Raw genomic sequence first — 26,759 nt, forward strand, 5'->3', positions numbered from 1 at the left:
GGCTCGAGCGCCAGCCGCTGGACCCGGCCCACCCGCGTTTCCATGGACGCTGGGGGCAGGGCGGCGCCAGCGTCCAGGCCACTCTGTGGGCGGTGGGCCTCGATGATGAGGCCGGGGCCGTCGAGGCCCTGCGCGAGGGGCTTGGCGCCTCGCCCCGCTGGGCGGTCACCGTGCGCCATGGGGTGCTGCTGCTGCGCTACCTGGGCCAGGAGTGTCGCGAGGCCTGGGCGCTCTGCGAGGCCGCCTGGCGGCTGCTGCGCCCCCGCCTGCTGGGTCGCGAGGCGCATCCGCCGCGCATCTGGCGTACCTGAACCCCCACTACCCGCGGAGACCCGACATGGAACTGACCCCCAGAGACAAGGACAAGCTGCTGCTCTTCGCGGCGGCCCAGCTGGCCGAGCGCCGTCGCGCTCGGGGCCTGAAGCTCAACTACCCCGAGGCGGTCGCCCTGATCAGCTTCGAGATCCTCGAAGGCGCCCGGGACGGTCGTAGGGTCGCCGACCTGATGAGCCTCGGCCGCGAGATCCTGTCCCGGGATGACGTCATGGAGGGCGTGGCCGAGATGGTCGAGGAGGTGCAGGTGGAGGCCACCTTTCCCGATGGCACCAAGCTAGTCACTGTCCACACCCCCATCGTCTAGGAGAGTCCCATGATTCCCGGTGAGTATCACTTGCAGGAGGGCGAGATCGCGCTCTGCGAGGGACGTGAACGGATCACGCTCGAGGTCGCCAATACCGGCGACCGTCCCATCCAGGTCGGCTCCCACTACCACTTCGCCGAGGCCAACCCGGCGCTCACCTTCGACCGCGTCAAGGCGCTTGGCCATCGCCTCGACGTGGCCGCCGGCACCGCGATCCGCTTCGAGCCGGGCCAGACCCGCGAGGTGACGCTGATCCCCTATGTCGGGCGTCGGCACATCTATGGCTTCCGGGGCGAGGTGATGGGTGCGCTGGATGGCAAAGGAGCAGGGACATGAAGATTTCACGCCAGGCCTATGCCGATATGTACGGCCCCACGACGGGCGACCGGGTGCGCCTCGGCGACACCGAGCTATGGATCGAGGTGGAGCGCGACGCCACCCGCTACGGCGAGGAGGTGAAGTTCGGCGGCGGCAAGGTGATCCGCGATGGCATGGGCCAGAGCCAGCGCCATGACGACGGCGTGATGGACACCGTGATCACCAACGCCCTGATCCTCGACTGGTGGGGCATCGTCAAGGCGGACGTGGGCATCCGGGCCGGACGGATCGCCGCCATCGGCAAGGCGGGCAACCCCGACACCCAGCCCGGCGTGGAGATCGTCATCGGCCCCGGCACCGAGATCATCGCCGGCGAGGGCAGGATCCTGACCGCCGGCGGCATCGATGCGCATATCCACTTCATCTGTCCCCAGCAGGTAGAGGAGGCGCTGATGAGCGGCATCACCACCATGCTGGGCGGCGGCACCGGGCCGGCCACTGGCAGCAACGCCACCACCTGCACCCCGGGGGCCTGGCACCTGGGCAAGATGCTCCAGGCGGTGGACGACCTGCCGATGAACATCGGGTTCCTCGGCAAGGGCAACGCCAGCCTGCCCGAGGCGCTCGAGGCCCAGCTCGAGGCCGGCGCCATGGGCCTCAAGCTCCACGAGGACTGGGGCACCACCCCGGCGTCCATCGACAACTGCCTCGCTGTGGCGGAGCGCTTTGATGTGCAGATCGCCATCCATACCGACACCCTGAACGAGTCGGGTTTCGTGGAGGACACTCTGGCCGCCTTCAAGGAGCGCTGCATTCACACCTACCACACCGAGGGCGCCGGGGGCGGCCATGCGCCGGATATCCTCACCGCCTGCGCGAAGCCCTATGTGCTGCCGTCCTCCACCAACCCCACGCGCCCCTACACCGTCAACACCATCGACGAGCACCTGGACATGCTGATGGTGTGCCACCACCTGGATCCCAACATCCCCGAGGACGTGGCCTTCGCCGACTCGCGGATCCGCCGCGAGACCATCGCCGCCGAGGACATCCTCCAGGACCTCGGCGTGATCTCGATGATCGCCTCGGACTCCCAGGCCATGGGCCGCGTCGGCGAGGTGATCTGCCGCACCTGGCAGACCGCCCACAAGATGAAGGTGCAGCGGGGCCTCTTGCCCGAGGACGAGGCGCTCGGCGCCGACAACCACCGGGCCAAGCGCTACATCGCCAAGGTCACCATCAACCCCGCCATCACCCACGGCATCGGCCACGAGGTGGGCTCCATCGAGGTGGGCAAGCTCGCCGATCTGGTGCTCTGGAAGCCGGCCTTCTTCGGCACCAAGCCGGCGCTGATCCTCAAGGGCGGGATGATCGCCGCCGCGCCCATGGGCGACCCCAACGCCTCGATCCCCACGCCCCAGCCGGTGCACTACCGGCCCATGTTCGGCGCCTTCGGGCGCGCCGTCAGCCAGACCCGCCTGACCTTCGTCAGCCAGGCGGCGCTGGCGGCGGGCATTCGCGAGCGGCTGGGGCTCGCCAGCGAGCTTGCTGCCTGTTGCAACGTGCGCGGGGTGAGGAAGGGCGACATGAAGCTCAACGACGCCTGCCCCGAGCTTAGCGTCGACCCCCAGACCTACGAGGTGCGCTGCGACGGGGAGCTTCTGACCTGCGAGCCCGCCACCGAGCTGCCCCTGGCCCAGCGCTACCACCTGTTCTGAGTCGTGGGCGACAACCTCCTGGAGACGGTGCCAATGCTGAAACTGACCAAACGCCTGGGCCCCATCGCGGCCGACCGGGCCATCGACACCCTGACCCTGCCCTTCGAGCGGCGCATGCTGGGTCGCCTCAGGGCGACGAGCGACGCCGGCCGCGACCTGGGTCTGTTCCTCGACCGCGGCCCGGTGCTGCGTGACGGCGAGGGGCTGCGCGCCGAGAGCGGCGAGGTGGTGCGCATCCGTGCCGCCGCGGAGCCGGTGGTCACCGCCCGCATCGCCCTCGGGCTGCCCCTGGCGCGCCTCGCCTACCACCTGGGCAACCGCCACGTGCAGCTGGCGCTGGGCGAGGACGAGGAGGGCGGGTTCGTGCGCTTCCCGCCGGACCATGTGCTGGAGGCGCTGGCCGAACGGCTCGGCGCACGGCTGGAGCGCCACCAGGCCCCCTTCGACCCGGAGCCTGGTGCCTACCGGCAGGCGGGCGGTCATGGCCACGGTCATTCCCACGATCATTCCCACGTCCACTCCCACGGGCATGCCCATGGTCCCTCGCATGACCCCGATCACCGACAGGCGCATGGCCATGGCAACGCGCATGAGCACTGACCCCGACGACCTGGCCCTGCTGGGGCTGCTGCAGCTGGTCAGCCCCGCGCTCCCCATCGGCGCCTTCGCCTTCTCCCAGGGGCTGGAGAGCGCCTTCGAGCTGGGCTGGGTGACCGACGAGGCGAGCCTCGGCGACTGGCTGGAAGGCGTGCTGGCGGATGGCCTGACCCGCTGCGAACTGCCGGCGCTGGCCCGCCTGCATGCCGCCTGGTCGGAGGGTGACGGCGCGGCGGTCGGGGAGTGGGACGCCTGGCTCGCCGCCAACCGCGAGACCGCGGAGCTCGCCGCCGAGGATGCACGCCTGGGCGCTGCGCTTGCTCGCCTGCTGGAAAGCCTTGCGCTGCTACCGCGGGACCTTCCCGGCGACGGGCCGGCGGTGCCGGCGGGGGCCGGCTACGTCACGCTGTTCGCCTGGGCGGCCCGGGTGCGCGGCATTCCGGTACGCCAGGCGCTGCTCGGCTTCGCCTGGGCCTGGCTGGAGAACCAGCTGGCCGTCGCCTGCAAGGCGCTGCCCCTGGGCCACACCGCCGCCCAGCGCCTCGTCGAGCGGCTGCGCCCGGCGCTGGTCGCCGCGGTGGATGAGGCGCTCACTCTCGATGACGACGCCCTCGGCCCGGCGCTGCCAGGCCTGGCGCTGGCCAGCGCCCTGCACGAGACCCAGTATTCGCGACTGTTCAGAAGCTGATGTGATCAGAAGCTGACGATGCACAACCAGGAGAGACGACCATGACCCATTGTTTACGCGTTGGCGTCGGCGGCCCGGTGGGCTCCGGCAAGACGGCGCTGCTCAAGCAGCTCTGCCTGGCCCTGCGCGACCACTACGATATCGCCGTGGTCACCAACGACATCTACACCCGCGAGGACGCCGACTTCTTGCTGCGCCACGAGGCGCTCGCCGCGGATCGCATCCTCGGTGTGGAGACCGGCGGCTGCCCCCATACCGCCATTCGCGAGGACGCCTCCATGAACCTCGCCGCCATCGACGAGCTACAGGCGCGCCACCCGGGCCTCGAGCTGGTGCTGGTGGAGTCCGGCGGCGATAACCTCTCGGCCACCTTCAGCCCCGAGCTCTCGGACCTGACCCTCTACGTGATCGACGTCTCCGCCGGCGACAAGATCCCCCGCAAGGGCGGGCCGGGGATCACCAAGTCGGACCTGCTGATCATCAACAAGATCGATATCGCCGAGCAGGTCCACGCCTCGCTGGAGGTGATGGAGCGTGATTCCCGCACGATGCGCGGCGAGCGACCCTTCGTGTTCACCAACCTCTACGACGGCGTCGGTCTCGAGACCATCATCGCGTTCATCCTCGAACGCGGCATGCTGCCGGAGCGGCGGCCACAGGCGAGCGCTGTCTCGTCCTGAGGCAGCGCTCGCCACCCTTCCACGACCAATCAGGAGCCTCACGATGTCCCTTCGTCTCATCCGTTCGCTTCGCCTTCTCGTCCCCGGGGCGCTCGCCGTGGGCGCCACCGCCCCCGCGCTGGCCCACTCCGGCCACGATGCCCCCGCGGTGCATGCTCATACCGGCAGCCCCTCGCTGCTGGCGCTCATCGCCATCCTGATGCTGGGAACGGCGGCGACCGTCGTCACGGTGCGCCGGCTCCTGCGCCGCCGGCGCCTGTTGCGATCGCGCGGCTAGCGTCCTGGCAGACCCTCTCGCGCCCGGCCTCGGCCGGGCGCGCTGCGTCTCGCCTCGCCAGGCGCTATGCTGGCCCTTCATCGCCACGCATCACGGCGACCGTTCACGGCAGGGAGTGGAGCCGCATGGGACGAAACGGGCAGGGGAGGCGACGTATGTGGCCATGGATCGTGACGCTGCTGCTGCTGGCCTGGGTGGCCATGGGGGCCTGGCAGCGCCTCAAGCCGCTGCCCGAGGGCATCGGCGTGGCCTTCCCCGAGCGTCCCGTGGTGGAGGCGCGCTTCCTGGCCGACCAGACCTGGTACGACGCCGAGGGGAAGCGCCACCAGCAGCAGGCGATCTTCGACGAGGTGCTCGCCATGATCGGCCAGGCGCGACGCCTGGTGGTGGCGGACATGTTCCTCTACAACGACTTCGCCGGCAGCGCCGAGGGCGACGGCTTCCGCCCGCTCTCCGAGGAGCTGACCGCGGCCCTGGTCGCGCAGAAGCGCCGCCACCCCGGGCTCGAGGCGGTGGTGATCAGCGACCCCCTCAACACCCTCTACGGGGGCCTTGCGCTCGACCACTTCGTCCGCCTGCGCGAGGCAGGCATCACGGTGGTGGAGACCGACCTGACCCGCCTGCGCGCCTCCAACCCGCTGTGGTCGGGGCTCTGGCACCTGGGGCCGCGCTGGCTCGGCAACGACCCCGACGGCGGCTGGCTGCCCAACGCCCTGGGGCCGGGGCGGGTCCCCCTGCGCAGCTACCTGGCGCTGCTCAACTTCACTGCCAACCACCGCAAGACCCTGGTGGTGGATGAGGGCGACGGCTGGGCGGGCCTGGTGACCTCCGCCAACCCCCATGACGCCAGCAGCCGCCACGGCAACGTGGCGCTGCGCTTTGAAGGCGCGGCGGCGCTTGACCTGCTGGCCAGCGAGCGGCCGGTGGCGGCCTGGTCCGGTGTGGCGCTGCCCGGCCCCGAGGCGCCCGCCTCGGCGGCGGCCGCGGAGGGCGGCCGCCTGCAGCTGCTCACCGAGGGGGCGATTCGCGACGCCTTGATCCGTGCCATCGAGGCCGCCTCGGCGGGGGAGCGCCTGGACCTGGCGGTCTTCTACCTCGCCCATCGCGGGGTGATCACGGCGCTCAAGCGCGCCGCCGCTCGCGGGGTGCAGGTTCGGGTGCTGCTCGACCCCAACCGCGACGCCTTCGGCATCGAGAAGGGCGGCATCCCCAATCGCCCGGTGGCACGGGAGCTGGTCGAGGCCGGCCTCGAGGTGCGCTGGTGCGTGACGAAGGGCGAGCAGTGCCACAGCAAGCTGCTGCTGCGCCGCCCGGCCGACGGCGGCGACGCGGAGCTGATCCTCGGCTCGGCCAACTTCACCCGGCGTAACCTCGACGACCTCAACCTGGAGACCAGCGTGCGCCTGGCGGGGCCGGTAACCCTGCCGGCGCTGCGCGAGGCCGCGCGCTTCTTCGAGTCGCGCTGGACGAGCACGCCCGAGCGCACCACCAGCGAGCCCTTCGCGGCCTTCGACGAGGCCTCGCTGTGGCAGCGCTGGCGCTACCGGCTGATGGAGGCGACGGGGCTGTCGACCTTCTGACTCAGTCGACATGGGTCACGGCCTGGCGCCGCGGGTCGAGGTGCCAGGGCAGGCCGAGCCGGGCGTTGCGCTCCAGCTCGGCGATCACCTGGGCGCCCAGCAGCAGGATGATGGCGCCCACCTCCAGGCTCAGCAGCACCACGATCAGGGCTGCCAGGGAGCCGTAGACGGCGTTGACGAAGGAGAGGTTGGCGAAGTAGTAGACCAGCAGCAGGCGCACCCCCTCCCACAGCAGCGCCGCCACCAGGCCGCCGACGATGGCCCGGCGCAGCGCGACCCGTACCACCGGCAGCACCTTGTAGATGGCGCTGAAAAGCAGGAAGACACCGACGAAGCTGGTGAGGTTGAGCAGCGGCTCGGAGAGCCCCGCCAGGGGCAGGTCGCGGCCGGTGAGGGCCAGCGTCAGGGCATTGAGCCCGCTGACCAGGCTGACCAGCAGGGTCAGTGCCAACAAGCCCGCGCCCAGCACCAGCATGAAGGCGTAGGGCAGCAGCACCGAGACCCACAGGCTGCGCCCCTGGTGGGGGGCATCCGGGGCGTGGAAGATGATCGCCAGGGCGTCCTCCAGCATGCGGAATGCGAAGGAACTGAACAGCAGCAGCACCGGGAAGCCGAAGAGCCCGATCACCTCCCGGGAGTCGAGCAGAGTGCGCACCGCCTCCAGCAGCACCTCGGCGTGGGCCGGCGCCAGGTGGCGGGCCTGGACCGAGAGCACCTCCAGCAGGTGGGCCTCGTCGACCACCCCGGCCAGCAGCACCACCAGCAGGGCGAACAGCGGCACGATGGAGAGCAGGATGTTGTAGCCCACGCCACCGGCCAGCAGGATGCCGCGGTTGCGCAGGAAGGCGGCGAGCACCCGCCACAGGAAGCGGCCGATCCGCCCCACCAGGGTGAGGGGAAAGGAGCGCGACGCGGGGAGGGGTGGCGACATGGCGGCGGCCGTCCGGTTGGCGATGGTCCTAGCTTACGGGCTTCACGGGGGGCGCCGCCAATCCTGCCGCCGCGACCGCGACCAAGGGGGGATAGGGGGTCGCTTTCCTGTCCACGGGCCACTCTGTATGCTGAAACGCGTCCTGTCACGCCCGTCCGGCGTGGCAGCCCGCAGGCTCACAGAGGAGGCATCCCATGTCAGAGTCGTCGCAACCTTCCCCCTTCAAGGACAACCGCGTCCGCGGCCTGGCCGCCGTGGCGGCCGTGGGCGTGGTGTGGGCGATCATCGCCCAGTCCAGCGCCGGTAGCCACAAGGAGGCCCGTGAGGCGCTGGAGGCCGAGATGGCCGTGCTGGAGTCGCGCAACCAGGACCTGGCCACCCAGCTCGAGGCCTTCGAGCAGGCCGGCGACGAGATCTCCGACCTGGAGGCGCGCATCGCCGAGCTGGAGCAGCGCCGCGATACCCTGCAGGCCGACCTGGAGGCGCGCGAGGCCGAGGCCGGCGGCCGCCTCGAGGCGATCGAGGCCGACATCGCCGCCGCCGAGGGCCGCCTGGAGGAGCTCACCGCCTCCCGTGAGGCGCTGGAGGCCGAGGTTGCCAGCCTCGAGGCGCAGAAGGCCGAGCTCGAGGCCAGCCTGGCCGAGCTTGGCCAGGAGCGCGAGAGCGTCGAGCAGGCCCTCGCCGACGCCGAGTCCGCCCGCGAGTCGGCCGAGGCCGCCCGCCAGGATGCCGAGGCGCAGCGCCAGGAGGCGGAGCAGGCGCGTCAGGCCGCGGTGGAGGAGCGCCAGGCCGCCGAAGAGGCGCGTCAGCAGGCCGAGGCCGACCTCGAAGCCCTCCAGGCCGAGATCGACGAGGCCAGCCAGCGCCAGGCGAGCCTGCAGGAGGAGGTCCAGGCGAGCCAGCAGGAGCAGGAGGCGCTGCGCACGGAGCTCGACTCGCTCACCAAGGAGCGCGACGCGCTCGGCCAGCAGCTCGAGTCGCTGCGCGGCGAGCGCGACGAGGCCCAGCAGGCGGTGGACGAGGCGCGCTCGGAGCTCGAGGACGTCAAGCTGGCGATCAGCATCGGGCGCGAGGAGCTCGGCAGCGTGGAGAGCGAGGTCGAGCGGCGCGAGTCCCAGCTGCAGCGCCTGGAGGCTCAGCTGGCCACCTGGCGCAGCGAGCTCGAGTCGCTGGAGGTGGGCGGTGAGACCTCCGGCGCGGCGGCGACCGGCACCGCGGATGGCGAGGCCGCCGCATCGAGTACCGAGACCGATCTCGGCGCCGATGCCGAGGCCGGTGATGCCGACGGCGGTGGCGCCTCCCAGGGTGGCGATGACGCCGCATCCCAGGACGCCGAGGGCGAAGCCGCCGCCGAGACGGCAGACGAGCAGGCCTGAGGCGACCCCCACAAGCGCGGTAACACGGCGGCGGGCCCTCGGGCCCGCCGTCTTGCGTGGGGTGGTTCGGTCGGCGTCGGGGAAGGCGTATACTGGCCCCACGCATCCATCAGCGAAGGAGCAGGACGTGATCGAAGGGGTCAAGCATATCGTCGCCGTGGCATCCGGCAAGGGCGGGGTCGGCAAGTCCACCGTCACCGTCAACCTGGCCCTGGCCATGGCCGCCGAGGGTTACCGGGTCGGCGTGCTGGATGCCGATATCCATGGGCCCAGCCAGGCGCAGATGCTCGGCGTGGGCGAGGGCGTGCGCCCCGAGGCGGCGGGCGAGAACCGCATGCGCCCGCTCGAGGCCCATGGCATCCAGGCCATGTCCATGGCCTTCATGGTCGATATCCGCGAGCCCATGGTGTGGCGCGGGCCCATGGTAGCCGGCGCCTTCCAGCAGCTGCTGACTCAGACCGTCTGGGATGACCTGGACTACCTGTTCATCGACATGCCGCCGGGCACCGGCGACATCCAGCTCACCCTGGCCCAGAAGGTCCCGGTGGATGGCGCGGTGATCGTCACCACGCCCCAGGACATCGCCCTGCTGGACGCCCGCAAGGGCATCGAGATGTTCCGCAAGGTGAACGTGCCGGTGCTGGGGGTGGTGGAGAACATGTCGCTGCATGTCTGCTCGGCCTGCGGCCACGCCGAGCCGATCTTCGGCGAGGGCGGCGGCGAGCGCATCGCCGCCGAGTACGAGACCCGGGTGCTGGGCCGCCTTCCGCTGGCGCTCGCCATCCGCGAGCAGGTCGATGGTGGTCGCCCGACGGTGGTGGCCGAGCCGGCAGGGGAGGTGACCGCCACCTTCCGCGCCATGGCCCGCCAGGTGGCCGAGCAGGTGCAGCAGCAGGAGCACGATGGGCCGAGCATCTCCTTCAGCAAGGAGTGAGCGCCAGGATGACGCCCGGGGTCGGGGCCGCTATCATGGCGGCCCCGACCTCTTTCCCCTTGACCCCAACCCCCAGGAAGTTCCGATGAGCATCAAGTCCGACCGCTGGATCCGCCGCATGGCCGAGAACGAAGGCATGATCGAGCCCTTCGAGGCCGACCAGGTGCGCTACGTGAACGAGCGGCGGGTGATCTCCTACGGGACCTCCAGCTACGGCTACGACGTGCGCTGCGCCGACGAGTTCAAGGTGTTCACCAACATCCACTCGGCGGTGGTGGACCCCAAGGCCTTCGACGAGAAGAGCTTCGTCGACGTCAAGGGCGATGTCTGCGTGATCCCCCCCAACTCCTTCGCCCTGGCGCGCACCGTGGAGTACTTCCGCATCCCGCGCAGCGTGCTCACCATCTGCCTGGGCAAGTCCACCTACGCGCGCTGCGGCATCATCGTCAACGTGACGCCGCTGGAGCCGGAGTGGGAGGGGCACGTCACCCTGGAGTTCTCCAACACCACCAACCTGCCGGCCAAGATCTACGCCAACGAGGGCGTGGCCCAGATGCTGTTCCTGGAGTCCGACGAGGTGTGCGCGACCTCCTACAAGGATCGTGGCGGCAAGTACATGGGACAGCGCGGTGTGACCCTGCCGCGCACCTGAGGGCCTTCGGCCAGGTTCCAGTGACAAGGTGCAAGTGACAAGAAAGCCCCGTCGGCGCCTGGCCTGCGGGGCTTTTCAGTGGCGTTAAGCGCCTTTGTACTTTCTACTTGGGCCGCTTGGCCGCTTGGCCGCTTGGCCGCTTGGCCGCTTGGCCGCTTGGCCGCTTGGCCGCTTGGCCGCTTGGCCGCTTACCTCTCGAGATCCTCGTCCAGCTCCTCGGCGGCGTCGGCATGGGACATGCGTAGCCCCTGGGGCGGCAGCGGGGTGCCGTCGAAGGTGGCGCCCTCGCCGGAGAACCGCAGGCGACCCTCCAGGCACCACTTCACCGCGATGGGGTAGATCAGGTGCTCGCGGGCGTGGACCTTCTGCTTGAGGCTCTCCTCCGTCTCGTCCTCGGCCACCTCGACCACCGCCTGCAGGAGCACCGGGCCGCCGTCGAGCTCCTCGGTGACGAAGTGTACGCTGCAGCCGTGCTCGGCGACGCCGTCGGCCAGTGCCCGGGCGTGGGTGTCGAGCCCCTGGTAGGCGGGCAGCAGCGAGGGGTGGATGTTGATCAGCCGGCCCAGGAAGCGCTGCACGAAGCGCGGGGTGAGGATGCGCATGAAGCCGGCCAGCACCACGAGGTCCGGCTCATGGCGTTCGATCACCTTGATCAGGGCGCCGTCATAGGCGTCGCGGTTCTCGTACTCGCGGTGCGGCAGCACCACGGCGTCGATGCCTGCCTCCCGCGCCCGGGTCAGCCCGTAGGCCTCCGGCTCGTTGGAGACCACCGCGACGATCTCGCCGCCCAGCTCGTCGTGGCCCTGGGCGTCGATCAGCGCCTGCAGGTTGCTGCCGTTGCCGGAGATCAGCACTACCACCCGGCGGGCCTCGGCCGCCTCCGGGGTGAAGTCGTTGAGGGTGTCGTCGTTGGCGTAGTCGCTCATGCCGGCAGGTTCTCCAGGATCACCCGCTCCTGTGACTCGCCGCGCACGATCTCGCCGATCCGGTATACCGCCTCGCCCTGGGCCTGGAGGTGCGCCCGGGCCTGGTCGGCCTTCTCCGCCGGCACCACCACCACCATGCCGATGCCGCAGTTGAGCACCCGGTACATCTCCTGTTCGGCGACGTTGCCCTGCTCGCGCAGCCACTCGAAGACCGCCGGACGCTGCCAGGCGGCGACGTCGACCCGGGCCGCCAGCCCCTCGGGCAGTACCCGCGGCAGGTTCTCGGTGAGGCCGCCGCCGGTGATATGGGAGAGGGCGTGCACCGGCACCTCGCTCTCGCGAAGCAGCGACAGCAGCGGCTTGACGTAGATGCGCGTCGGCGCCATCAGGGCGTCGGCCAGCGGCGTGCCGTCGAGGTCGGTGTCCAGGGCGGCCCCGGAGACCTCGAGGATCTTGCGGATCAGCGAGTAGCCGTTGGAGTGCGGTCCGGTGGAGGCCATGCCCAGCAGCACGTCGCCCTCGGCGACGCGGCTGCCGTCGAGGATCTCGGACTTCTCCACCACGCCGACGCAGAAGCCGGCCAGGTCGTAGTCGCTGCCCTCGTACATGCCCGGCATCTCGGCGGTCTCGCCGCCCACCAGGGCGCAGCCGGCGCGCTCGCAGCCGGTGCCGATGCCGGCCACCACGTCGGCGGCGATGTCCACGTCGAGCCTGCCCGTGGCATAGTAATCGAGGAACAGCAGCGGCTCGGCGCCGGCCACCACCAGGTCGTTGACGCACATCGCCACCAGGTCGATGCCGATGGTGTCGTGGCGCCCCAGGTCCATGGCCAGGCGCAGCTTGGTGCCCACGCCGTCGGTGCCGGAGACCAGCACCGGCTCGCGGTAGCCCGCCGGGAGTTCGCACAGGGCACCGAAGCCGCCCAGCCCGCCCATCACCTCGGGGCGGGCGGTGCGCTTGGCGACGCCCTTGATGCGGTCGACCAGGGCATTGCCGGCATCGATATCGACGCCGGCGTCCTTGTAGCTGAGCGAGGGGCGAGAAGAGGAGTCGGTCATCGGAAGTCCTGTCGGGTGATCGGCGCAGCAGCGAGGCGCCGCGCGGTAGGCAAGTCGGGGCCAGGATTGTAGCATCACGGCGAACGCCTGGCAGCCCGTCGGCGGCCGTGTCACAAGGGAGTGAGTATGCGCAGACAGTGGTGGGTGGCGGTAGGCGTGGCGGCGCTGGCGCTGTGGTTCCTGGTCAGCATCGAGCCGGTGCTGATGCCGTTCTTCGTCAGTGCGGTGCTGGCCTACCTCGGCGACCCCCTGGCCGATCGCCTGGAGGCGCTGGGTCTCTCCCGGCGCCTCTCGGTGGCGCTGGTGTTCCTGCTGCTGACCCTGCTCATCGTGGTCGCGCTGCTGCTGGTGGTGCCGGTGCTGGGCCGCCAGCTGGGCCAGTTGGTGGAGTCGCTGCCGGCGGTGCTCAACTGGCTCCAGCAGACGGTGGTGCCACGGGTGCAGTCGCTGACCGGCATGGACCTCTCCACCGATATCGACGCCCTGCGCCAGGCGGTGGTGGACAACTGGAAGGAGACCGGTACCTTCGCCGCCACGCTGCTCTCCCAGGTGTCGCGCTCCGGCCTGGCGCTGGTGGGCTGGATCGGCAACCTGGCGCTGATCCCGGTGGTGACCTTCTACCTGCTGCTGGACTGGGACATCATCGTCGCCAAGGTGCGCGACTGGCTGCCGCGGCGCCTCGAGGCGACCGCCATCCGCCTGGCCGGGGAGTGCGACGAGGTGCTCTCCGCCTTCCTGCGTGGCCAGCTGATCGTGATGCTCTGCCTGGGTATCATCTACGCCATCGGGCTGACCCTGCTCGGCGTGCGCTTCGGGCTGCTGATCGGCCTGCTCTCGGGCCTGGCCAGCATCGTCCCCTACCTGGGTGTGATCGTCGGCATTAGCGTGGCCGGGGTGGTGGCCTTCTTCCAGAGCGGGGAGTGGTGGATGCTGCTGGGCGTGGCCGCCGTGTTCGGCTTCGGCCAGATGGTGGAGAGCGTGGTGCTGCAGCCCAAGCTGCTCGGCGACAAGATCGGCCTGCACCCGGTGGCGGTGATCTTCGCGGTGCTCGCCGGCGGCAACCTGTTCGGCTTCACCGGCGTGCTGCTGGCGCTGCCGGCGGCCGCGGTGATCATGGTACTCTTGCGCGAACTCAACGATCGCTACAAGAGCAGTGCCCTGTACGACGAACGCCAGGGCCCTGACCGACCCCGCCCCATCCGTGACGAGGAGTCCCCATGAGCCGCGCCCCCGCGCAGCTGCCGTTGGGCGTCGGCCTGCGTGACGACGCCACCTTCGTCAACTTCTATCCCGGCCCCAACGCCAGCCTGGTGGGCCGCCTGGCCGAGCAGCTCGAGCCCCAGGGCGAACCCTTCCTCTACCTCTGGGGGGCGCCCGGGGTGGGGCGCAGCCACCTGTTGCAGGCGGCCTGCCACGCGGCCTCGGATCGCGACATGCGCGCCCTCTACCTGCCGCTGGAGGAGCTCGGCCATTTTCCGCCGCTGATGCTCGAGGAGGTCGAGCGCCTGGACCTGGTCGCCATCGATGACCTGGAACGGGTGGTGGGGCGGCCGCGCTGGGAGGAGGCGCTGTTCCATGCCTTCAATCGCCTGCGCGACGCCGGCAAGCGGCTGGTGGTGGCCGCCGAGGCGCCGCCGCGCCAGCTGCCGGTGAGGCTTCCCGACCTCGCCTCGCGGCTCACCTGGGGGGTGACCTTCCATGTTCAGGGGCTGGACGACGCCGGCCGCCTGGCGGCACTGCAACTGCGAGCCCGGGAGCGCGGTATGCTGCTCGGCGACGAGGTGGCGCGCTACATCCTGCACCGCGGGCCACGACGGCTCGACGCGCTCTTCGACCTGCTGGCGCGCCTGGATCGCGCCTCGCTCTCCGCCCAGCGCAAGCTGACCATTCCCTTCGTCAAGCAGGCGCTGGGCTGGTAGCCAGACTGCTTCAGCGAGAGAGTATGACCTCCCTGTGCTGTCCGTTGCCCAGCGAGATCTGGCGGATCACCACCCGGGGGGCGCCGGTGACCGGGTCGGCCCCGGCGCCCGAGACGTAGAACTCCCCGGCGGGGATGCCGGTGACGCGGAAGTGACCGCCGCCATCGGTGCGCGTGGTGTGGGTGTAGGCCCGCGCCCGCGGGTCGGCGGGTTCCACGGCGATGCCGGCCAGGGCCTTCTCGGCGGCCTCCGCGGAGTAGCGGGTCACCGGCGCCACCGAGATCCCGGCGTTGGCCACGGGGCGGCCGCTCAGGGTCAGGCGTCCGCTGACCACCGCGGTGCCCTGTTTCTCGAGCCTGGCGTATTCGGCCTCGGGAAAGGCAACCTCTCGCGTGACGCGCGCGGTTTCGGACGTGGCGTCACGCGGCGCCTGGCTGGCGTTGCGCCGGGTCTCGCCGCGCTCGATGACCTCGATGCGCTCGGTAGGGGCGGGGGGAACGACCTGGCAGCCGGCCAGGACCAGCGCGGCCAGTGCGAGGGGAAGATGGCGTCTCATGGGTGACCTCCCTATCCGGTGTCGATCTGCAGGCGCCCTGTGCCTCGCCAAGGGTAGCGCAGCGCCGGGGGAAAGGCATGCCCGACACCCGAAACGTCACCCACAAGAAAACCGCCGACCCTGAGGGACGGCGGTTCGGGCTCTCGAGGGAGCGCAGGGCGCCGGTGCGCCCTGGGGTCAAGCTTACTGGGCGGCCTTGGTGGCAGTCGCCTGGGCCTGCTTGACGTTGTCCTCGGTGAGCTTCTGGCTCTGCTGGACGAAGTCCTGCTGCAGGGAGACGACCTTCTCGGCGTCGCCCTTCAGGCGCTCGGCCAGGTCCTTGGCGACCTTCTGCTGGCCTTCCATGTAGGCGCGCAGGCCTTCGGCATCCTTGACGTTCATCAGGGTGCGCAGCTGGGCCAGGCCGGTGTCGGTGTAGGCCTTGGTGGCGTCCAGCTGGGCGTTGGCCAGCTTCTCGGTGTAGTCCACGGCCAGGTTGGCATAGGCGCGGGCCGGGGCGAAGAAGATGGACTCGAACTGCTTGGTGTCGAAGGCCTTGGTGTCGAAGTTGAAGGCGTTCATCATGGGGAAACCTCCGGGTTTCACTGAGTGTCTGGGAGGGCGTCTGCCGCCCTGTTGCACTGCACAATAGCAGAGCCTCTTGTGCAGTGCAACATCCGCCATCGCCGGACAGGACCATCGTCGTTAGCCTGCGGTGCATCTGTCTGCGCTAGCCCTGCTTCGCCGGCTGCACTCGAGCCGGCCGCGGGCTTGTCGGATGGCCGTGTGGGCGCCATGGTGAAGGGGAATGCCACGATTTAGGAGAGGAACCGATGAGCGCATCACGCATCGAACGCGACAGCATGGGCGAGCTCGAGGTGCCGGCCGAGGCCCTCTACGGCGCCCAGACCCAGCGCGCCGTGAACAACTTCCCGGTCTCCGGCCAGGCGATGCCGGCGGCCTTCATCCACGCCATCGCGCGTATCAAGCTGGCCGCGGCCCGGGTCAATGCCGCGCTCGGCCTGCTCGATGACGAGCGCGCCGACGCCATCGTCGCCGCCGCCGAGGCGGTGGTACGCGGCGAGCATGATAACCAGTTCCCGGTGGACGTCTTTCAGACCGGCTCCGGCACCTCCAGCAACATGAACGTCAACGAGGTGCTGTCCCACCTCGCCAGCCGCGATGGCCTGACGGTGGAGCCCAACGACCATGTCAACATGGGGCAGTCGAGCAACGACGTGATTCCCACCGCCATCCACGTCGCCGCGGCGCTGGAGGTGACCAACCAGCTGCGACCGGCCCTCGAGCATCTGCGCCAGACCATCGACACGCGTGCCGCCGAGCTCGACGGGGTGGTCAAGACCGGGCGTACCCACCTGATGGATGCCATGCCGCTGCGCATGAGCCAGGAGCTGGGGGGCTGGTCGAGCCAGGTGGGGCAGGCCATCGAGCGCCTGGACAGCGCCCTGGTGCGGCTCTGCCGCCTGGCCCAGGGCGGCACCGCGGTGGGCACCGGCATCAATGCCCATCCCGAGTTCGCCGAGCGCATGGCCCGTGACCTGAGCGACCAGACGGGGCTCGCGCTCTCGCCCAACGACAGCTTCTTCGCGAGCCTCGCCTCCCAGGACGCGGCGGTGGAGCTCTCCGGTCAGCTCAGGGGCCTGGCCTGTGTGGTGATGAAGATCGCCAACGACCTGCGCTGGATGAACTCCGGGCCCCTGGCGGGGCTCGGCGAGATCGAGCTCGAGGCCCTGCAGCCCGGCAGCTCGATCATGCCCGGCAAGGTCAATCCGGTGATTCCTGAGTCCGCCGCCCAGGCCGCCGCCCAGGTGATCGGGCTCGACACGGCGGTGACGGTGGCCGGCCAGAGCGGCAACTTCCAGCTCAACGTCATGCTGCCGCTGGTGGCCAGCAACCTGCTGACGTCGATCACCCTGATGACCAACACCAGCCGGTTGCTGGCCGACCGGGCCATCGCCACCTTCAAGGTGCGTCACGACCGCCTGGAGGAACCGCTGGCGCGCAATCCCATCCTGGTCACGGCGCTGAACGCGGTAATCGGCTACGACGCCGCGGCGGCCATCGCCAAGGAGGCCTACCAGGCGGGGCGGCCGATCATCGAGGTGGCCGAGGAGCAGACCGAGCTCTCCCGCGCGGAGCTCGAGCGGCTCCTGGACCCCGCCGCCCTGACGCGAGGCGGCCTGCCCGAATGAGACCGGCTCACTCCTGCTGGTCGCGCCGCCTGCCCTCGGCGATGGTCTCCCGGGCATCGCGATGCTCCTCGGTGTCGGCCTCGGGGGGCTCGTGCTCGTCCGCCCGCGAGGGGCGGTAGCAGAGGGTCGTGAGCAGCGGGAAGTGGTCGGAGCCGATGTGCGGCAGTCGCCGCATGGCCTTCAGGGTGAAGTGCTCGCTGACGAAGACGTGGTCCAGGGGCCAGCGCAGCAGCGGGTGGTCGGCATGGAAGGTGCAGGGCATGTAGGCGCACGACGTCGCCGCTGGGCAGGGTGACGCCGGCATGGATCGAGGGGATGTCATCCTGGATCAGCCACCGGACCTCGGGGTCGATCAGCGGCCGCCTGGCATAGAGGTGCATGCCGTAGAGGTTCTCCAGTGGCACGCGCACCGCATGGGGCCACTCCTCGTTCAGCACCGCGTCGAGCTGCGTCTGCCACCAGGCGTCGGACTCCAGGGTCAGCACCAGGTCGGGCCGGTGCGCGTGGATCAGCCGGGTCAGCGCCTCGGCGTTGCGGTTGGGGGTAAGCACGTTGGCGACCAGCAGCGTCAGGCAGCGGGCCTCCTGTCCTGGCTCGGCACGTTTGACCTGAACCGGCCAGAACGGCGTCCAGGGCAGGATGCGGGCCACCTGCAGGACCAGGGTGACAAGGCTCGCCCCCAGGGCCACCCAGGCCCAGGGCGGGCTGGCCGGCAGGGAGAGCAGGGCGGTCAGCGCCGCCAGGGCGGCGAGCTGCAGCCGTGGAAACTCGCAGGCACGGATCCACCACCAGGTGAGCGGGGAGCGGGCCACCAGGGTGGCGGCCAGCAGCACGCCGGCGACCCCGGCCAGCAGGATGGAGAACACGACGTGACCTCCTTGTGGTCTCGGTGACGTCCCGCTACCAGCCTACGCCGGACGTCACCGGCCGTGAATGCCGGGATATGAATCGGGCCCTGGCGCCCGGCGCGGGAATCGCTACAGCACCCTGCGGCGCAGCAGGCCGGTGATCGCCTCGCCGATCAGGTTCCGCTGAAGTCCACCATGCCGCACATAGTGTGTCCTGTCCTGGCCAGTGCTCCGGGGCCGAAGATCGTCACGAACTACTGCGACTATAAGGCTGCACCGTGCTGGCCGTGAGTAGGGCCTGGTGACGCAGGGAAAAGAGAACTTTAGGTACGAAAGGGCACGAGAAGCGAGAGGAAGGGCATGGCGTACCTCGCGTTTGTTGTTGTCCTTGGGTATGTTCGGTTATCGACACACTGCGGGCGTCGGTGATTATTTCCGAATCGCCTCATCGATTTAGGGTTGGTGACAAGATCATGTCAAACGGCTTCTCCCTCGCCTCCGGGTCCCTGAACAACGACTACCTGCTGATGCGTCACGGGCACAGCGAGGCCAACCTGGCGGGCCGGATCGTCAGCACGCCGTCGCGCGGCGTGGGAGGCTGCGGCCTCTCGGCGCGGGGGCGCGACCAGCTGGCCGCGGTGCTGGCGGGCTGGGGCTGGGCGAGGCCGCAGCGCGTGGTGCATTCGGACTTCCTGCGCACCACCGAGACCGCCGAGCGTATCGCGCGCCACTTCGGCCTGGGGCTCGAGGCCGACACGCGCCTGCGGGAACGCCACTTCGGCGGCCTGGAGGGGGAGCGGGATGGTCGCTATGCCGAGGTCTGGGCACGGGATGCCTGCGACCCCACCCACCGCTACGCCGGCGTGGAGCCGGTGGTCGAGGTGGCCGCGCGGATGGTGGCGGTGATCGAGGCGCTGGAGCGGACCCATGCGGGCGAGACGCTGCTTGTGGTCAGCCACGGCGACCCGCTGCAGATCCTGCTCACCGCCCTGGAGGGCCGCGACCTGACCCGGCACCGTGAGCGGGAGCCCCTGGCGCCGGCCAGCATCACGCCACTGTGGAGGCGCTGAGGCCGGTCCGCTCGGCGAGGTAGCCGGCGAGGCGCCGCCGTTCGCCTGCGGTGACGCGCATATCGAGCTTGGTGCGCCGCCACAGGATGTCCTCGGGGGTGTGCGCCCACTCCTTATCCACCAGGTAGTCGACCTCGGCGGCGGTGAGGCCGGCGCCGAACGTCTCGCCCAGGTCCTCCTCCCGGCAGGCACCTTCCAGGAACTCGCGGCACAGGCTGCCATAGGTGCGTGCGAAGCGGGCCGCCCTCGTCTCGCCCAGCCACGGGTAGGCCTCCAGCAGCTCGGCGCGCAGGGCGGCCTGGCTCTCGATGTCGCCGCCCGGCAAGGGGGCGTGTTCGGTCCAGGCCTGGCCCATGGCGGGGAGGTGCGGGGCGAGGTGTGCCAGCGCCGCCTCGGCGAGCTTGCGGTAGGTGGTGATTTTTCCGCCGTATACCGAGAGCAGCGGCGCCCCGGAGGTGTCGAGGTCGAGGGTGTAGTCCCGGCTCATGGCCGCCGGATCGGCGGACTCGTCGTCACACAGCGGCCGCACGCCGGAGAAGGTGCGCAGCACGTCGCCGCGCTCGAGTCGGCCGCGGAAGTGGGCGTTGACCACCTCGAGCAGGTAGTCGACCTCCTCGTCGCTGGCAGCGACCCGCGACGGGTCGCCCTCGAAGCGCCGGTCGGTGGTGCCGATCAGGCTGAACTCCTGCTCCCAGGGCAGCACGAAGACGATGCGCCCGTCGTGATGCTGGAGGATATAGGCGCGCGGGTCCTCGTAGAGACGCGGCACGATCAGATGGCTGCCCTGGATCATGCGCACAGCGTAGCGCGCGGGTCGGCTTGCCTGCTCACGCACCACGCCCTCGACCCAGGGGCCGGCGGCGTTGACCAGGGTGCGCGCCCGGCGGGTGAAGCGCTCGCCGTCACTCTGGCGCTCCAGGGTGAGCTCCCATTGGCCCGCCACCTCCCGGGCGGCCACGCAGCGGGTGCCGACCAGGATCTCGGCGCCGGCGTCGTGCGCCTGGCGCGCGTTGAGTACCACCAGGCGGGCGTCGTCGACCCAGCAGTCCGAATACTCGAAGCCTCGGCGGATCTCCTCCCGCAGCGGTGAGTCGGCGGCGAAGCGCAGCCCCCGGGAGGCCGGGAGGGCACGCCGGCCGCCCAGATGGTCGTAAAGGAAGAGTCCGCTGCGTAGCATCCAGGCCGGGCGCAGGTGAGGGCGGTGGGGCAGGATGAAGCGCAGCGGCCAGATGATGTGGGGTGCCTTGGCGAGCAGCACCTCGCGTTCCCGCAGCGCCTCGCGTACCAGCCGGAACTCGCGGTGCTCGAGATAGCGCAGGCCGCCATGGATCAGCTTGCTGCTGGCCGAGGAGGTGGCGCCGGCGAGGTCGCCCTGCTCGCAGAGCGCCACGGCCAGGCCGCGGCCGGCGGCATCGTTGGCGATGCCGGTGCCGTTGATGCCGCCGCCGATCACGAACAGGTCGAGGGGGGGGTGCCCGTCTTGCAGTGCCATCCTTACCTCCGCCGCCTGGCGATTGAAAGCATGTGAGTTCGCTTGTGAACCTAATGGATTCACAATAGAACATCAAGCGGCGATTGGCGTGGCCGGCGCGCGGTATCGCGTCCGGGGTGTCCGGTGCCGGCGGGCGGGTCAGTCGGCGATATGCAGCGCCACGTCGTGGCTCTGCATCAGCTGGCAGATGGCCTGCGGGGGGCGGCGATCGGTGAACAGGGCGTCGATCTGGGTGACATTGCCCTGGCGCACCGAGGGGTTGCGATGGAACTTAGAGTGGTCGGCGACCAGGAAGACATGTCGGGAGTTGTGGATGATCGCCTGGGCGACCCGCACCTCCTGGTAGTCGAACTCCAGCAGGGAGCCATCCTCGTCGATGCCGCTGATCCCGATGATGCCGTAGTCGACCTTGAACTGGTTGATGAAGTCGATGGTGGCCTCGCCGATGATGCCGCCGTCCCGGGAGCGGACCTGGCCCCCGGCGATGATCACGTTGAAGTCCTCCTGGTGCTGGAGGATGGCGGCCACGTTGAGGTTGTTGGTGATCACCTCCAGCTCGCGATGGTGCTCCAGCAGGGCCTCGGCGACCACCTCGTTGCTGGTACCGATGTTGATGAACAGCGACGAGCCGTCGGGCACCTTGGCGGCGAGCAGGCGGGCAATGCGCCGCTTCGCCTCCAGGTTGAGCGTCTTGCGGGTGGAGTAGGCGGTGTTGACCGTGCTCGACTCCAGGCCGGCGCCGCCATGCACGCGGCGAATCAGCCCCTCCTCGGCGAGGGCGTTGAGGTCGCGGCGGATGGTCTGCGGGGTAACCGCGAAATGCGCGGTGAGCTGCTCGATGCTGGCGTAGCCTTCGCGGCGTACCAGGTCGACGATGGCGTCCTGTCGCTGTTGCTGGTTCATGGTGGCTCCCTGTGACTGGCGCCAGTGTAGAGGATGGGCAGGCTATCGGCAGCTCCGGGCGATGCCTTGCGACCATGGTCGAAGAGATTTCCGAACATGATGCCGTACCCTGATTCATTATAATCGAACATCAATGCAGGAGCTCCCATGGGCGACTATCTGCTTGCCATCGACCAGGGCACGACCAGTTCCCGAACCATCCTCTTCGATCGCGTCGGGCGTCGGGTGGCCACCGCCCAGCGCGAGTTCGCCCAGCACTTTCCCCATGACGGCTGGGTCGAGCACGACCCCGAGGCGATCTGGGAGAGCGTGATCGAGACCTGTCGTGAGGTGATCCAGCGCGCCGGAACCGACATCGCCCGCATCGCCGGCATCGGCATCACCAACCAGCGCGAGACCACCCTGCTTTGGGATCGCGCCACCGGCAAGCCACTCTACAATGCCATCGTCTGGCAGGACCGGCGCACCGCCGACACCTGTCGGGGGCTGCGCGATGCCGGCCACCTCGAGGCGGTTCAGTCCCGGACCGGGCTGCTTATCGATCCCTACTTCTCGGCCACCAAGCTGGCCTGGCTGCTTGACAACGTGGCGGGGGCGCGGGAGCGTGCCGAGCGCGGCGAACTGGCCTTCGGCACCGTCGACAGCTTCCTGATCTGGCGGCTGACCGGGGGGCGGGTGCACGCCACCGATGCCACCAACGCTTCGCGCACGGCGCTGTTCAACATCCATGAACAGCGCTGGGATCCGGAGCTGCTCGCCCTGTTCGACATTCCCCAGGCCCTGCTGCCGGAGGTTAAGGACTCAAGCGACGACTTCGGCACCCTGGAGCCGGAGTGGCTGGGCGGCGCGCTGCCCATCGCCGGCGTGGCCGGGGACCAGCAGGCCGCGCTGGTCGGTCAGGCCTGCTTCGCGCCGGGCATGGGCAAGAGCACCTACGGCACCGGCTGCTTCATGATCGTCAACACCGGCGATCGCGCGGAGCGGTCGCGCAACCGGCTGCTGACCACCGTGGCCTATCGGCTCGACGGCCGTCCCACCTATGCCATGGAAGGCAGCATCTTCGTCGCCGGGGCCACGGTGCAGTGGCTGCGCGACGGCCTGCAGCTGTTCGCCGACGCCGCCGAGACCGAGTCGCTGGCGTGCCAGACCCGTGCCGGCCACAGCGTCTACCTGGTGCCGGCCTTCACCGGCCTGGGCGCCCCCCACTGGGACCCCAAGGCGCGCGGCGCCATCTTCGGCCTGACCCGCGACACCGGCATCGCCGAGATCGTCGCCGCGGGGCTGCAGGCGGTGTGCTACCAGACCCGGGATCTGCAGGCCTGCATGAGCGACGACATGGATGCCGCCCCGGACACCCTGCGCGTGGATGGCGGCATGGTGGCCAACAACTGGGTGATGCAGTTCCTCGCCGACATGCTCGGCCAGCGGGTCGACCGGCCCACGGTGCTCGAGACCACCGCGCTCGGGGCCGCCTACCTGGCCGGGCTGCGCCTGGGCTGGTACCGCGACCTCGACGAGATCGCCGCGCTGTGGCAGTGCGAGCAGCGCTTCGCGCCGCGCATGCCGGAGTCCGAGCGGGAGCGTCTCTACCGTGGCTGGCTGGAGGCGGTGGAGCGGGTCAAGAGCGGCGCCTGAGGGCTTGCAAAACGCCGAGGATTCGGTAATATACGCATCCGTTGCCGGCGCTGAGTCGTCGGTGGCCGCGTCGAGATGATAGGCACAGCAGGACCATAGCTCAGTTGGTTAGAGCGCCACGTTGACATCGTGGAGGTCGGCGGTTCAAATCCGCCTGGTCCTACCAGCCTCTCGCCGCCACAGTTCCAGGACCATAGCTCAGTTGGTTAGAGCGCCACGTTGACATCGTGGAGGTCGGCGGTTCAAATCCGCCTGGTCCTACCAGACACGGAGACGCCCCCGCAGCCCTGCTTCGGGGGCGTTTCGCGTTGGGCCCCTTCCTGGCGGTGTGGAGGGTCAGGCCAGGCCGGTGTGTGCCATGAAGGTGGCCACCAGCGCCTCGATGCCGGCCTGGTCCTCGGGGCCGAAGCGCCCCCTGAGCGGGCTGTCCAGGTCCAGCACGCCCCACAGTCGTCCCTCGACCACCACTGGCACCACCAGCTCGGCATTGGAGGCGGCGTCGCAGGCGATATGGTCGGCCACGGCGTGGACGTCGTCGACGCGCTGGGTCCGGTGGGTGCGCGCCGCCGCGCCGCAGACTCCCTTCGAGAAGGGGATGGGGTGGCAGGCGGGCTTGCCCTGGAAGGGGCCCAGGCCGAGCATCTCGGGCGCGCGCTGCAGGTAGAAGCCGACCCAGTTCAGGTCGGGGATCTCCTGCATGATGAAGGCGCAGGTCTGGGCGCTGTTGGTCAGCCAGTCGCGGGTGTCGAGCAGGGCGGCCAGCTGGCGGTTCAGCAGCGAATAGTCGGGCGTCATCTCGGCTCCTTGAAACACAAGGGCCGGCCTTGCGGCCGGCCCTGTCACTCTTCTGGATAGAGGCGAGGCCTATTTCCAGCCGGGTACCGCCTGGGCGCCGAACAGCTCCTCGGCCTTGGCCTCGACCGCGTCGGTCTGGTAAGCCTTGACCAGCTGCTGGATCGCCTCGCGCTCCTCGTCACCGGCGCGCACCGCGATCAGGTTGACGTAGGGCGACTCGGGGCCCTCCTTGATCAGGGCGTCGTCCAGGGTCAGGCCGGCGGGCTGGGCGAAGGTGTTGTTGATGAAGGCCAGGTCGACGTCCGGCAGCACTCGCGGCAGCTGGGCGGCTTCGATCTCGCGGAACTCGAAGTCGCGCGGGTTCTCGACGATATCCAGCGGGGTGGCCTCGAGATTCTCCGGGTCGGCCAGCTCGATCAGCCCCAGGTTGTGCATCAGGATCAGGGCGCGACCCTCGTTGGAGGGGTCGTTGGGCAGGGCGATGGTGGCCCCGTCCGGCAGCGCCTCGATGCTGTCGTACTTCTCGGAGTAGGCGCCGATCGGGTAGACGAAGGTGTAGCCGGCGACGGCGAAGTCGTAGCCGCGGTCCTCGACCATGGAGCGCATGTAGGGCTCGTGCTGGTAGGCGTTGGCGTCCAGGCTGCCGTCGGCCAGGGCGGCGTTGGGGGTGACGTAGTCGGTGAACTCGATGATCTCCACCTCGAGGCCGTACTCGCGCTCGGCGATCTCGGCGGCGACCTCCATCACCTGGGTCTCGGGGCCGGCGACGGTGCCGACCTTGATGGCATGATTGTCGGCCAGGGCGCTGCCCAGGGGCAGGGTGGAGGCGAGCAGGGTGGCGAGCAGTGTCTTGCGCATGGAATCGCTCCTTGTGTGGTATCGACTCGATTGTAAAAGAATAAGCCGCATACTTTTAATAGATTTTTGGTATCAGCTGTGTCAAGGGCGGCTACTTGTGGTCGCTCTTGCGCACCAGATAATCCCCCAGGCTCTGGAAGCCCTGCACCATGACCACCAGGATCGCCACGGTGATCAGCATGATGGTGGGGTTGAAGCGATTGTAGCCGTAGCGGATGCCCAGGTCGCCCAGGCCGCCGCCGCCCACGGCGCCGGCCATGGCCGAGTAGCTCACCAGGGTCACGATGGTCACGGTGAGGGCGGTGAAGATGCCCCCGCGCGCCTCGGGCAGCAGCACCTTGTGGATGATCTGCCAGGGGGTGGCGCCCATGGACTGGGCGGCCTCCACGAGGCCCGGGTTGATCTCGTTGAGCGCCCCCTCCACCAGTCGGGCGATGAAGGGGATGGCGGCGATGGTCAGCGGCACGGCGGCGGCGTTGGTGCCGATGGAGGTGCCTACCAGCAGTCGGGTGAAGGGGATGATCGCCACCATCAGGATGATGAAGGGGATCGAGCGCCCGATGTTGGTGACCACCCCCAGCACGCCGTTGAGCACCGGCTGGGCCAGCACCTGCCCGGGGCGGGTGACATAGAGCAGCACGCCCAGCGGAATGCCCGCCAGGGCCGAGAGGGTGCCGGAGACGGCGACCATGTAGAGGGTGTCGAGGGTCGCCTTGAGGATCAGGTCAAGCATCGCGCTGGACATGGCCGAGCACCTCCACGTGCAGGTCATGGGATTCGAGGTAGGCGAGGGCCTCGCGGGTCTTCTCGGCGGGCCCCATCAGTTCGGCGATCATCAGCCCCAGGGTGCGCTCCTGGATCGACTCCACCTTGGCCTGCAGGATGCTGACGTCCACGCCGCACTCCCGGGCCAGGCGCGAGACCAGTGGGGTGGAGACGGTGTCGCCGGAGAAGGCCAGGCGCACCACCGGGTGGCTGTGCGTGCCGGGGGTCTCCTCGAGCCGCTCGATCAGCGCCCGGGGCGGCTCGAGCTTGAGGAAGTCGTTGAGGAACTCGCGCCCCAGCTGGGTCCGGGGGGCGGTGAAGAAGTCGCCCACCTCCGCCTCCTCGACGAGCTCGCCGTCCGAGATCAGGCTGACCCGGTGGCAGATCGACTTGACCACCTCCATCTCGTGGGTGATCAGCAGGATGGTCAGGCCGAGCTGCTGGTTGATCTCGCGCAACAGCGCCAGGATGGAGGCGGTGGTCTGGGGGTCCAGCGCCGAGGTGGCCTCGTCGCACAGCAGCACCTTGGGGCGGCTGGCCAGCGCCCGGGCGATCGCCACCCGCTGCTTCTGCCCACCAGAGAGCTGGGCCGGGTACTGGCTCGCCTTGTCGGCGAGGCCCACCAGCTCCAGCAGCGGGGTGACCCGCTCCCGGATCTCGGCGCGCTTCACGCCCATCAGCTCCAGCGGCAGGGCGACGTTGGCGAATACCGTGCGGTTGGTGAGCAGGTTGAAGTGCTGGAAGATCATGCCGATGCGATGACGCGCCTGGTTCAGCGCCGGGCGCGACAGGCCGGTGAGCTCCTGGCCGTCCACGGTGACGGTGCCGGTGGTGGGGCGCTCCAGCAGGTTGACGCAGCGGATCAGGGTCGACTTGCCGGCGCCGGAGAGGCCGATCACGCCGTGGATGCGGCCGGCGGGCACGTGGAAGTCGATCTTCTTCAGGGCCGGGACGGTCCGGGCGATGCCGCCGCCGCGCCCCTTGAGGACATAGGTCTTGGATACGTCGTGGAGTTCGATCATGGGGACCACCGCAGTGGGCGCCGAGGCGGGCGGTGCAGGATCGGGGGCAAAAAAAGGCCACCCTGGCGGGTGGCCATCAACGCTGGACACACCCTTTTAGCTGCACTTCACGCTATGCACAGGGCATGACGCGGGCGCCCGCAAGCCGGGTTCAAATCGGCGCCGTTCAATGTAGCGGGCAAGCATAGGGCCAGCCCGCCAGCCTGTCAATCGCGTCGACGAGTGCTCTGGCCCACGGCCGCCAATGCCGAAATATCCTTTGAAAAACCTGGCGATACTGGTGGATCCTGCGGCCGGCGCCGGCGATGGACGCGAGCCTCCCGAATTGC

At 69.7% G+C, this 26,759-nt stretch carries 28 protein-coding genes, 2 tRNA genes and 1 pseudogene; 19 read left to right on the forward strand and 12 right to left on the reverse strand.

Annotated features, from left to right (window positions below; genetic code table 11):
- The 9 genes and pseudogenes from Q673_RS24685 to Q673_RS24725 form a co-directional block, all read left to right on the forward strand.
- A pseudogene (locus Q673_RS24685) lies at positions 1-311 on the forward strand (urease accessory protein UreD); the annotation flags it as partial.
- Positions 312-337: 26 nt separating this feature from the next.
- Positions 338-640: an urease subunit gamma gene (locus tag Q673_RS24690; protein WP_023005353.1), complete on the forward strand. Its 303-nt coding sequence runs from the start codon at positions 338-340 to the stop codon at positions 638-640.
- Between the two features lie 9 nt (positions 641-649).
- Positions 650-976, forward strand: coding sequence for an urease subunit beta (locus Q673_RS24695; RefSeq protein ID WP_023005354.1), 327 nt, complete (start codon positions 650-652; stop codon positions 974-976).
- Positions 973-2,676: an urease subunit alpha gene (gene ureC, locus Q673_RS24700; RefSeq protein ID WP_023005355.1), complete on the forward strand. Its 1,704-nt coding sequence runs from the start codon at positions 973-975 to the stop codon at positions 2,674-2,676. The genes Q673_RS24695 and ureC overlap by 4 nt, the downstream gene beginning before the upstream one ends.
- Before the next feature lie 33 nt (positions 2,677-2,709).
- Positions 2,710-3,276, forward strand: coding sequence for an urease accessory protein UreE (ureE, locus tag Q673_RS24705; RefSeq protein WP_023005356.1), 567 nt, complete (start codon positions 2,710-2,712; stop codon positions 3,274-3,276).
- A complete protein-coding gene (locus Q673_RS24710) occupies positions 3,266-3,961 on the forward strand; it encodes an urease accessory protein UreF (RefSeq protein ID WP_052004194.1) in 696 nt (231 codons plus the stop codon). Before ureE ends, Q673_RS24710 begins: the two co-directional genes overlap by 11 nt.
- A gap of 41 nt (positions 3,962-4,002) precedes the next feature.
- Positions 4,003-4,641: an urease accessory protein UreG gene (gene ureG / locus Q673_RS24715; protein ID WP_023005358.1), complete on the forward strand. Its 639-nt coding sequence runs from the start codon at positions 4,003-4,005 to the stop codon at positions 4,639-4,641.
- 43 nt (positions 4,642-4,684) lie between these two features.
- On the forward strand, positions 4,685-4,918 hold the full coding sequence (locus Q673_RS24720; protein ID WP_023005359.1) for a hypothetical protein: 234 nt from the start codon (positions 4,685-4,687) through the stop codon (positions 4,916-4,918).
- 155 nt (positions 4,919-5,073) lie between these two features.
- Positions 5,074-6,498, forward strand: a complete 1,425-nt coding sequence (locus tag Q673_RS24725) for a phospholipase D family protein (RefSeq protein WP_023005360.1) — start codon at positions 5,074-5,076, stop codon at positions 6,496-6,498.
- Position 6,499: 1 nt separating this feature from the next.
- On the opposite strand, the gene Q673_RS24730 is transcribed toward Q673_RS24725, so the two are convergent.
- Positions 6,500-7,429 carry a YihY/virulence factor BrkB family protein gene (locus Q673_RS24730; RefSeq protein ID WP_023005361.1) on the reverse strand — a complete coding sequence of 310 codons (930 nt, stop codon included), beginning with the start codon at positions 7,427-7,429 and terminating at the stop codon, positions 6,500-6,502.
- Between the two features lie 194 nt (positions 7,430-7,623).
- Between Q673_RS24730 and Q673_RS24735 the strand changes: the two genes are divergently transcribed.
- The 3 genes from Q673_RS24735 to dcd all read left to right on the forward strand — a co-directional run bounded on the left by Q673_RS24735 (position 7,624) and on the right by dcd (position 10,391).
- Entirely contained in the window at positions 7,624-8,805 is a 1,182-nt protein-coding gene (locus Q673_RS24735) for a hypothetical protein (RefSeq protein WP_023005362.1), read from the forward strand.
- On the forward strand, positions 8,741-9,739 hold the full coding sequence (gene apbC, locus Q673_RS24740; protein WP_268744277.1) for an iron-sulfur cluster carrier protein ApbC: 999 nt from the start codon (positions 8,741-8,743) through the stop codon (positions 9,737-9,739). The genes Q673_RS24735 and apbC overlap by 65 nt, the downstream gene beginning before the upstream one ends.
- Before the next feature lie 85 nt (positions 9,740-9,824).
- Positions 9,825-10,391 carry a dCTP deaminase gene (gene dcd / locus Q673_RS24745; protein ID WP_023005364.1) on the forward strand — a complete coding sequence of 189 codons (567 nt, stop codon included), beginning with the start codon at positions 9,825-9,827 and terminating at the stop codon, positions 10,389-10,391.
- Between the two features lie 188 nt (positions 10,392-10,579).
- On the opposite strand, the gene purN is transcribed toward dcd, so the two are convergent.
- Complete coding sequence (gene purN / locus Q673_RS24750; protein WP_023005365.1) at positions 10,580-11,317, reverse strand: phosphoribosylglycinamide formyltransferase; 738 nt, start codon at positions 11,315-11,317, stop codon at positions 10,580-10,582.
- A complete protein-coding gene (purM, locus tag Q673_RS24755; RefSeq protein ID WP_023005366.1) occupies positions 11,314-12,375 on the reverse strand; it encodes a phosphoribosylformylglycinamidine cyclo-ligase in 1,062 nt (353 codons plus the stop codon). Before purM ends, purN begins: the two co-directional genes overlap by 4 nt.
- Positions 12,376-12,501: 126 nt before the next feature.
- Here purM and Q673_RS24760 point away from each other — a divergent pair, with 126 nt between their 5' ends.
- Positions 12,502-13,596, forward strand: coding sequence for an AI-2E family transporter (locus tag Q673_RS24760; RefSeq protein WP_023005367.1), 1,095 nt, complete (start codon positions 12,502-12,504; stop codon positions 13,594-13,596).
- Entirely contained in the window at positions 13,593-14,294 is a 702-nt protein-coding gene (gene hda / locus Q673_RS24765) for a DnaA regulatory inactivator Hda (protein ID WP_023005368.1), read from the forward strand. Before Q673_RS24760 ends, hda begins: the two co-directional genes overlap by 4 nt.
- Before the next feature lie 10 nt (positions 14,295-14,304).
- Here the strand turns inward: hda and Q673_RS24770 are convergent, their stop codons facing one another.
- Together Q673_RS24770 and Q673_RS24775 are read right to left on the reverse strand one after the other, a co-directional pair.
- On the reverse strand, positions 14,305-14,850 hold the full coding sequence (locus tag Q673_RS24770) for a hypothetical protein (RefSeq protein WP_023005369.1): 546 nt from the start codon (positions 14,848-14,850) through the stop codon (positions 14,305-14,307).
- A gap of 183 nt (positions 14,851-15,033) precedes the next feature.
- Positions 15,034-15,411, reverse strand: a complete 378-nt coding sequence (locus Q673_RS24775) for a phasin family protein (protein ID WP_031217882.1) — start codon at positions 15,409-15,411, stop codon at positions 15,034-15,036.
- 251 nt (positions 15,412-15,662) lie between these two features.
- Between Q673_RS24775 and Q673_RS24780 the strand changes: the two genes are divergently transcribed.
- The gene (locus Q673_RS24780; RefSeq protein ID WP_023005371.1) at positions 15,663-17,042 is read left to right on the forward strand and encodes a class II fumarate hydratase; all 1,380 of its coding nucleotides are present in this window, start codon (positions 15,663-15,665) and stop codon (positions 17,040-17,042) included.
- Here the strand turns inward: Q673_RS24780 and Q673_RS24785 are convergent.
- On the reverse strand, positions 16,925-17,908 hold the full coding sequence (locus tag Q673_RS24785; RefSeq protein ID WP_327050010.1) for an endonuclease/exonuclease/phosphatase family protein: 984 nt from the start codon (positions 17,906-17,908) through the stop codon (positions 16,925-16,927). The genes Q673_RS24780 and Q673_RS24785 overlap by 118 nt on opposite strands.
- A gap of 455 nt (positions 17,909-18,363) precedes the next feature.
- Here Q673_RS24785 and Q673_RS24790 point away from each other — a divergent pair, with 455 nt between their 5' ends.
- The gene (locus Q673_RS24790; RefSeq protein WP_023005374.1) at positions 18,364-18,960 is read left to right on the forward strand and encodes a histidine phosphatase family protein; all 597 of its coding nucleotides are present in this window, start codon (positions 18,364-18,366) and stop codon (positions 18,958-18,960) included.
- On the opposite strand, the gene glpD is transcribed toward Q673_RS24790, so the two are convergent.
- Both glpD and Q673_RS24800 read right to left on the reverse strand, forming a co-directional pair.
- Entirely contained in the window at positions 18,938-20,452 is a 1,515-nt protein-coding gene (gene glpD / locus Q673_RS24795; protein WP_023005375.1) for a glycerol-3-phosphate dehydrogenase, read from the reverse strand. The two genes, Q673_RS24790 and glpD, sit on opposite strands and share 23 nt — an antisense overlap.
- Positions 20,453-20,590: 138 nt before the next feature.
- The gene (locus Q673_RS24800; RefSeq protein WP_023005376.1) at positions 20,591-21,355 is read right to left on the reverse strand and encodes a DeoR/GlpR family transcriptional regulator; all 765 of its coding nucleotides are present in this window, start codon (positions 21,353-21,355) and stop codon (positions 20,591-20,593) included.
- Positions 21,356-21,502: 147 nt separating this feature from the next.
- Between Q673_RS24800 and glpK the strand changes: the two genes are divergently transcribed.
- From glpK to Q673_RS24815, 3 genes are all read left to right on the forward strand, one after another.
- On the forward strand, positions 21,503-22,990 hold the full coding sequence (gene glpK / locus Q673_RS24805) for a glycerol kinase GlpK (protein WP_023005377.1): 1,488 nt from the start codon (positions 21,503-21,505) through the stop codon (positions 22,988-22,990).
- Positions 22,991-23,079: 89 nt separating this feature from the next.
- Positions 23,080-23,156, forward strand: a tRNA-Val gene (locus Q673_RS24810).
- A 21-nt stretch (positions 23,157-23,177) separates the two neighbouring features.
- Positions 23,178-23,254 (forward strand) — tRNA-Val (locus Q673_RS24815).
- Between the two features lie 72 nt (positions 23,255-23,326).
- Here Q673_RS24815 and Q673_RS24820 read toward each other — a convergent pair.
- From Q673_RS24820 to Q673_RS24835, 4 genes are all read right to left on the reverse strand, one after another.
- Entirely contained in the window at positions 23,327-23,785 is a 459-nt protein-coding gene (locus Q673_RS24820; protein WP_023005378.1) for a GAF domain-containing protein, read from the reverse strand.
- 69 nt (positions 23,786-23,854) lie between these two features.
- Positions 23,855-24,643 (reverse strand): MetQ/NlpA family ABC transporter substrate-binding protein, encoded by a 789-nt coding sequence (locus Q673_RS24825; protein WP_023005379.1) that lies wholly within the window; start codon positions 24,641-24,643, stop codon positions 23,855-23,857.
- 91 nt (positions 24,644-24,734) lie between these two features.
- Positions 24,735-25,388, reverse strand: coding sequence for a methionine ABC transporter permease (locus Q673_RS24830; RefSeq protein ID WP_023005380.1), 654 nt, complete (start codon positions 25,386-25,388; stop codon positions 24,735-24,737).
- Positions 25,369-26,430 carry a methionine ABC transporter ATP-binding protein gene (locus tag Q673_RS24835; RefSeq protein WP_023005381.1) on the reverse strand — a complete coding sequence of 354 codons (1,062 nt, stop codon included), beginning with the start codon at positions 26,428-26,430 and terminating at the stop codon, positions 25,369-25,371. The genes Q673_RS24830 and Q673_RS24835 overlap by 20 nt, the downstream gene beginning before the upstream one ends.
- Positions 26,431-26,759: the final 329 nt, after the last annotated feature.

The sequence above is a fragment of the Halomonas sp. PBN3 genome, from assembly GCF_000475415.1.
GTDB classification, from domain to species: Bacteria; Pseudomonadota; Gammaproteobacteria; order Pseudomonadales; family Halomonadaceae; genus Halomonas; species Halomonas shengliensis.

What these genes read in the sequence shown, in the direction of transcription:
- Q673_RS24695 (WP_023005354.1), top strand. Translation starts at nt 650, where the DNA reads ATGATTCCCGGTGAGTATCACTTGCAGGAGGGCGAGATCGCGCTCTGC.
- Q673_RS24835 (WP_023005381.1), bottom strand. Translation starts at nt 26,430, where the DNA reads ATGATCGAACTCCACGACGTATCCAAGACCTATGTCCTCAAGGGGCGC.
- purN (WP_023005365.1), bottom strand. Translation starts at nt 11,317, where the DNA reads ATGAGCGACTACGCCAACGACGACACCCTCAACGACTTCACCCCGGAG.
- Q673_RS24690 (WP_023005353.1), top strand. Translation starts at nt 338, where the DNA reads ATGGAACTGACCCCCAGAGACAAGGACAAGCTGCTGCTCTTCGCGGCG.
- glpD (WP_023005375.1), bottom strand. Translation starts at nt 20,452, where the DNA reads ATGGCACTGCAAGACGGGCACCCCCCCCTCGACCTGTTCGTGATCGGC.
- Q673_RS24800 (WP_023005376.1), bottom strand. Translation starts at nt 21,355, where the DNA reads ATGAACCAGCAACAGCGACAGGACGCCATCGTCGACCTGGTACGCCGC.
- Q673_RS24735 (WP_023005362.1), top strand. Translation starts at nt 7,624, where the DNA reads ATGTCAGAGTCGTCGCAACCTTCCCCCTTCAAGGACAACCGCGTCCGC.
- Q673_RS24780 (WP_023005371.1), top strand. Translation starts at nt 15,663, where the DNA reads ATGAGCGCATCACGCATCGAACGCGACAGCATGGGCGAGCTCGAGGTG.
- ureC (WP_023005355.1), top strand. Translation starts at nt 973, where the DNA reads ATGAAGATTTCACGCCAGGCCTATGCCGATATGTACGGCCCCACGACG.
- Q673_RS24825 (WP_023005379.1), bottom strand. Translation starts at nt 24,643, where the DNA reads ATGCGCAAGACACTGCTCGCCACCCTGCTCGCCTCCACCCTGCCCCTG.
- Q673_RS24830 (WP_023005380.1), bottom strand. Translation starts at nt 25,388, where the DNA reads ATGTCCAGCGCGATGCTTGACCTGATCCTCAAGGCGACCCTCGACACC.
- purM (WP_023005366.1), bottom strand. Translation starts at nt 12,375, where the DNA reads ATGACCGACTCCTCTTCTCGCCCCTCGCTCAGCTACAAGGACGCCGGC.
- hda (WP_023005368.1), top strand. Translation starts at nt 13,593, where the DNA reads ATGAGCCGCGCCCCCGCGCAGCTGCCGTTGGGCGTCGGCCTGCGTGAC.
- apbC (WP_268744277.1), top strand. Translation starts at nt 8,741, where the DNA reads ATGACGCCGCATCCCAGGACGCCGAGGGCGAAGCCGCCGCCGAGACGG.
- ureE (WP_023005356.1), top strand. Translation starts at nt 2,710, where the DNA reads ATGCTGAAACTGACCAAACGCCTGGGCCCCATCGCGGCCGACCGGGCC.
- Q673_RS24770 (WP_023005369.1), bottom strand. Translation starts at nt 14,850, where the DNA reads ATGAGACGCCATCTTCCCCTCGCACTGGCCGCGCTGGTCCTGGCCGGC.
- Q673_RS24730 (WP_023005361.1), bottom strand. Translation starts at nt 7,429, where the DNA reads ATGTCGCCACCCCTCCCCGCGTCGCGCTCCTTTCCCCTCACCCTGGTG.
- Q673_RS24775 (WP_031217882.1), bottom strand. Translation starts at nt 15,411, where the DNA reads ATGAACGCCTTCAACTTCGACACCAAGGCCTTCGACACCAAGCAGTTC.
- dcd (WP_023005364.1), top strand. Translation starts at nt 9,825, where the DNA reads ATGAGCATCAAGTCCGACCGCTGGATCCGCCGCATGGCCGAGAACGAA.
- Q673_RS24710 (WP_052004194.1), top strand. Translation starts at nt 3,266, where the DNA reads ATGAGCACTGACCCCGACGACCTGGCCCTGCTGGGGCTGCTGCAGCTG.
- Q673_RS24790 (WP_023005374.1), top strand. Translation starts at nt 18,364, where the DNA reads ATGTCAAACGGCTTCTCCCTCGCCTCCGGGTCCCTGAACAACGACTAC.
- Q673_RS24820 (WP_023005378.1), bottom strand. Translation starts at nt 23,785, where the DNA reads ATGACGCCCGACTATTCGCTGCTGAACCGCCAGCTGGCCGCCCTGCTC.
- Q673_RS24760 (WP_023005367.1), top strand. Translation starts at nt 12,502, where the DNA reads ATGCGCAGACAGTGGTGGGTGGCGGTAGGCGTGGCGGCGCTGGCGCTG.
- Q673_RS24725 (WP_023005360.1), top strand. Translation starts at nt 5,074, where the DNA reads ATGTGGCCATGGATCGTGACGCTGCTGCTGCTGGCCTGGGTGGCCATG.
- ureG (WP_023005358.1), top strand. Translation starts at nt 4,003, where the DNA reads ATGACCCATTGTTTACGCGTTGGCGTCGGCGGCCCGGTGGGCTCCGGC.
- glpK (WP_023005377.1), top strand. Translation starts at nt 21,503, where the DNA reads ATGGGCGACTATCTGCTTGCCATCGACCAGGGCACGACCAGTTCCCGA.
- Q673_RS24720 (WP_023005359.1), top strand. Translation starts at nt 4,685, where the DNA reads ATGTCCCTTCGTCTCATCCGTTCGCTTCGCCTTCTCGTCCCCGGGGCG.